The sequence below is a fragment of the Okeania sp. genome (assembly GCF_983059655.1).
Window position 1 is genome coordinate 1 of record NZ_CEZPJD010000531.1, and the last position, 5572, is coordinate 5572.

The 5572-nt window shown below is 33.6% G+C and carries 4 protein-coding genes; 1 reads left to right on the forward strand and 3 read right to left on the reverse strand.

What is annotated here, in order from left to right; all coding sequences use genetic code 11:
- Positions 1-72: 72 nt before the first annotated feature.
- Positions 73-990: an MNIO family bufferin maturase gene (gene bufB, locus AC3DU7_RS23515; protein ID WP_488041722.1), complete on the reverse strand. Its 918-nt coding sequence runs from the start codon at positions 988-990 to the stop codon at positions 73-75.
- Positions 991-1780: 790 nt separating this feature from the next.
- A complete protein-coding gene (locus AC3DU7_RS23520) occupies positions 1781-2065 on the reverse strand; it encodes a BufA1 family periplasmic bufferin-type metallophore (protein ID WP_488041723.1) in 285 nt (94 codons plus the stop codon).
- A gap of 1538 nt (positions 2066-3603) precedes the next feature.
- On the opposite strand from AC3DU7_RS23520, the gene AC3DU7_RS23525 reads away from it, so the two are divergent.
- Positions 3604-3924, forward strand: a complete 321-nt coding sequence (locus AC3DU7_RS23525) for a hypothetical protein (RefSeq protein WP_488041724.1) — start codon at positions 3604-3606, stop codon at positions 3922-3924.
- 107 nt (positions 3925-4031) lie between these two features.
- On the opposite strand, the gene AC3DU7_RS23530 is transcribed toward AC3DU7_RS23525, so the two are convergent.
- Positions 4032-5363, reverse strand: coding sequence for an aromatic ring-hydroxylating dioxygenase subunit alpha (locus AC3DU7_RS23530; RefSeq protein WP_488041725.1), 1332 nt, complete (start codon positions 5361-5363; stop codon positions 4032-4034).
- Between the last annotated feature and the right edge of the window lie 209 nt (positions 5364-5572).

Consider the following 5572-nt stretch of genomic DNA (forward strand, 5'->3'; position numbering starts at 1 on the left):
ATAGCCCTAAAAGAGAGAAGTAATTATCCATTATCCATTATCCATTATCCATTATTAATTATTAATTATTAATTATTCATTATTCATTAATAAACTTACCTTTTGTAATAATTTTTCAGCTTTATTTGCTTCCGCCATTAACACTTCAAAACTCGGAATATCTGTATCCCATTCTATTAAAGTAGGTACACTACCAAATCTTGTTAAAGCTTTTTCATACAACTCCCAAACTGGAGGATGTACAGGATAACCATGGGTATCTAATAGATAATTTTCCTTTTCTTCGTAACCTGCTAAATGAATTTCTTTAACCCTTGTTAGTGGGATGCCATCCAGATATTTTAGAGGGTCAATTCGATTATTTATAGCATTAACATAAAGATTATTTATATCCAGAAGTAAGTAACAGTCAGCTTTTTTTACTAATCCCTCAATAAATTCCCATTCTGACATAGTTGAATCTGTAAAAGTTAAATATGGAGAAGGATTTTCAATTAAAATTTGTCTACCTAAAAATTCTTGTACTTGTAGGATACGAGATGCCACAAAATCCATCACCTCTTCTGTATAAACCAGCGGAATTAGATCGTTAAGATAGTGACCGCTGACAGATATCCAAGATAGATGGTCAGAAATTAAATCTGGTTCAACTTTTGCTGCTAAATTTTTTATGCGAGTTAAATAATCTAAATCTAATGGGTCTGTTGAACCCAAAGACATTCCTACTCCATGTAAAGTAACAGGATAATCTTGACGAATTTTTTCTAAATAAAATAGTGGTAAACCACCAGCACATAAATAGTTATCTGATAAAACTTCAAACCAATTTACTTTCGGTTTTTGAGTCAGAATATATTGATAGTGGAGCGAACGTAAGGCAATTCCTGAGCCTTTAATTGAAGGTGACTGAATGTAGGGTAAATCTCCCTTACTTTGCCACTTCTGATTCACATCAAATTCTATTTTTTTAGATTCTATTTCTGTTGTCATAAGCTGTTTTTATTTAAGAAGGAAGAAGTAAGAAGTAAGAAAGAAGAAGGAAGAAGAAAAGACCGAATAACTGGAAAAGTGGATTTGGCCGAAAAGTTGTCGCTCCACATCTACAAACCCCAATTGAGTGAATATCATATTTGTAAAAGCACTTTTTTCCTATTCCTTATTATACCAATTCCCATGCATTAGTGCTATACTTGCGCAATACTTCAGTTATCAACTAATTAGCAGAAGCATAATCACTTTGCATGCTAATTTTAGCTAATTTAATATTCATTATTATTATGTTTTTTTCTCCCTGTACGGAAGTCGCATGCAACGTCCCTACCTACTCCCCCGCTCAACAAAATGTAGAAAAGTTTTTGAGAAATGGTATTGTATCAAATCCGTTTAATTCGGTATAAAAAAATATTCCATCTTCACCCATAGCGGAAAGAATTCTGAGTTCTCTTCCCTTCTGTTTGCGGAGCATTCCGTAGGAAATTCTGGATTCTGGATTCTGAATTCTGATTCACTATCTTATTACACCGATGCTACCGGATTTGATATTACTTATTCCCTGTTCCCTAAAAGCAATAAATTTTTGACTTTATTCAAAATTGAGATGTACCTATAAAAAAATATGGCATTCTTGAATTTTTAGCTGATTTGATTCAAAAGATATAAATAGAGGAAAAGGTATCTATCTATAGAAAATTTTCCTCTGCTATACTCTATGAATCAAATCATGACTCTATTCAAAAATGCCACAAATTTTGTTATAATCACTTAAAAATTGAGTTGATATCTATTTAGATTCTGGAACATAAACTCTTGCACCAACAATTTTCTCGCAAGTACCCTCAGCAACATAGATCCACTCATTAGGATCTGAATCTACTGCAGCCTTACCTGCACAGTCATGGCCATTAGCACCGCAATCATTCATACCCTTTCTAACAATACCAGCACATTTTTCCATACCTTCTTTGCCTGCAAGAGCTTCCTGACTGTTACCAAAAGTAGTAAGACCAACAGCTAATACACCAGTGATTGCACTAGCTACAACTAATTTTTTGTTGATGTTTTTCATAATATTATTTTCTCCAATTAATTTAGTTCAACCTTACATTTATAAAGTATTCAGTATCGATATTAAGATAGTCTATGAAAAATCTGAGATTCACCTGAGAAAGTAGTAAATAGTTAGTGAGTGTTTCTTGGCATCAATATCGGGTCATTCCTACGCCACTTCAGAACTTAGTTAAACCCCTATTTCTCATAAAATAAAGTTTGCTTAATTGATAAATATATTGTTAGATAATTTATTCTAATTGATCCTCCCGATCCTCTAGTTTATATTGAACGACTATTCAAAAAAATTAAATTTTAGGTGCTTGTTTTCTGTTAATTAAGTTGATGATATTATTTTACAGAAGTTTCCGAAGCTATGAGGTACAGTTATTTTTATTCTTTTCTGTTCCCTGTTCCCAGATCCGGTGTTCCCTTAAACCTAAAATTTTGTACCTCATAACAACGGAAAACGCTTTCATTAATGGATAATTGATAATGTATAATTGATAATTACCTCTGGTTACAACCGAGAGGATTGAATATAAGGAAATACTATTTATTCTCTTGGTTGATTGGATATGGCGAGGTCCCCTCGCCATCCGGATACCGCTTTTTTTCCCTTAAAAGGGGAGGCTTTAAACCATAATTATTTAATTATTAATTAGTTAATTATTCGGTAACTAATGAAACGATGGCATTCCTCAGTAGTTATATTTTATGGAAGTTCTATTTAATTAATTTATATAAGTTTAAACAAATAATTCTATAACAAACGCATCTCGATTCAAATAGTCTGATACCAATTCTCAAAAACTTTGCTCTACTTAGATTTTCTATTTATAAATACTATTTATTGACGTAATTTGATTGTTAAGTAACCTCTGTAATTTTTCCACTTAATTTTTACCGAATAATTAAGGTTTAATCATTATTAATTAAATAATTCAGCTTTATTAGCCTCCCCTTGGCTGCGCCGCGAGCTGTCGCTCTACAAGGAGAAAATAAAGAAATAATATTTACTTATATTCAATCAATAATGGTTGTAACCAGAAGTATAGCGCTACGCGCAAGTCAGAAGTCAGAAGTCAGAAGTTAGAAGTAATCCCTGACGCTCGTTTGAGCGTCTATAATTGCCCTAACCTATTTGCGTAATGCTATAATATCATGTCCGGTAGCATCGGTATTGTATAGAGAAGGTAAGGAAAAAGGAAGAAGGAAGAAGCTTTAAGAGAAGGAAAAACCTTATATGGCGCTAGATATTTCCCCAACTTTATACACAAACGATACCAACGGACATGATATAATTATCCATTAATGAATACCTTCCAAGCGTAGTATTACTTTTGAGAAATGGTATAAAACCTAAGTTTTCTTTGTCAAAAATATTATTAATCAAACGCTGGATAAATATCCTTCTCGAAACATGCTGGTGTTGCAAGGCACGCCTGGAATTGGGGATTATGGCTAACTACAAACATCCTTAATCACAATACTAACAATCCTGAGAGTAAACTTAAATTTCCTACTGCTATTGATTTGCATAAGCTGTTAGTAGCAATGGTAAAACCTAATAACTGCTGGTACTATGAAGTGTCTAAATGTGCCCCCCAATATGCTTTAAGGTACTTATCAGAAGCTTGGAAACGTTGTTTTGCTAAAATATCTGCAATGCCTAAATTCAAGAAAAAAGGTAGAGATGATAGTTTTACTTTAGACGGTTCAACATCAGTAGGTTTTAGTCATATTCAGTTGCCAAGAATTGGATGGATTAAAACTTATGAAATACTGCCAGATCATGTCACTCCTAAATCTGTAACTATTAGCAAAAAAGCTGATAGATGGTTTGTCAGTTTCGAGGGAGTAGGGAGTAGGGAGTAGGGGAAAATAATTGATAATTTATGCGTATGGGATTGATTTAATTTTTGATTATCACCAGATGTCTATTAATTTTTTAACACAGATTGTTGCATACTTTTGAAAGCAATTTATTTTTTAGCATGGATATAATCAACAAAGTAAAATTTTGGTATAAGCCACAGTTTCAACCAAGAATAAACTCCCATTCCTAAAAGTGCAGTAATTACTAAAGGTAAACCGACTTTAATGCGCAAATTGTCAGGAATAATAGCAACTCCAGATATAGTAATTACAAAATAAGTCAAAAGCAAAATTTGCAATCTTTGTATATTTTTCAATGCCTGCCGACAACTACTACAATGCTGAGTATGTTGTTGATAACGATCCAAAATTAAAGCACGATTATTATTTATTGGTAAGTTATTTTGTACGCTAATTCCTACTTCACTCCAAGGTAATTTAGCATCGCAATATTTATCAAACCAATTCCTAAATTCAATTACTAAACGGTCTGCACTTGTAGGTAACTTGTAAGCTGTTTTCCAACTTTCACTTAATTGTTTTTGTTGAAGTAAATGTTCTTGTTGACTTAATAGAATCATATCTCCATCGATAACTAAATTCCGAGTTTTAATATGTTCCCACCAACGCGGTGTCAGTCGATGAATTGTTTTAGCAAAGTTCCTGGGAAACTGAGCAACAATTCTAGATTTTCCAGGAGATACAGGCAAACAATAAGTAACAAGTCCTATTTTTTTTCCACTGCCACCAAAACTAATTTCATACTCTAAACGACAAGGTGGTTCAAAAGTAATTTTTGTCGGCAAATTTCCAGGACTAAAAACTTCAATTAAATCAATAGTTGATTCCAAAATTTCCATAACTATTGGTTTAGCTCTTTCTCTATTACCCTGAACCCCATGATGAGCAAAAGGAACATGACTAGGATCTGCCACATTTTCTACTAAAGTTTGCCAATCATATTCGAGATCGCGGACATAACAAGACCACACAAAACCTTTTTCAGCATCTATTTGTGGTGATAATGGTAGAGGTGTAGTAGCAGCTAAGTCTGCTGTTTTCGCATCAGGCCAAACCCAGAGTAAATCATTTTCTTGACGCACTGGTAAGGCAGTTACACAGAAATTTTGCTGATTTTTTTCTATAATTTGCTTATTCTCAGCTTGGGGAATATGAGTACAGATTCCTTGAGAATCAAATTGCCAACCATGATAACTACACATTAAATTACCAGTTTTTTCATCAACACGACCCTCGCTTAAGGGCGCTAGACGGTGAGGACAAACATCTAAAAATACCTGATAATTCACAGAATATCTTGGCTTCCAGATGACTAGACGTATTCCCAACAGAGTTACAGGAACTGGGATTTCTGGATCGAGGTCTTCAATGGGAGAAAGAGGATACCAGTGCTGAAAAAAATTAAATTCCGTTTGCATTGTATTTTAGGTAGTAGGTTTTAGGTCAAGTTAATTAGTTATATCATGTCCGGATAATCAGTTATAAAAAAAACCTTCTCCCTCTAAACTTTTCTTTCCCTTCAGCCTTCTGCCTTCTGCCCTCTACCTTCCCTTCAAACCATTCAACAATATGTTGCTGAATTTTTGCCAATGCAGTCATAACCAGCAGCTCTCTATTTTTCCAGTTC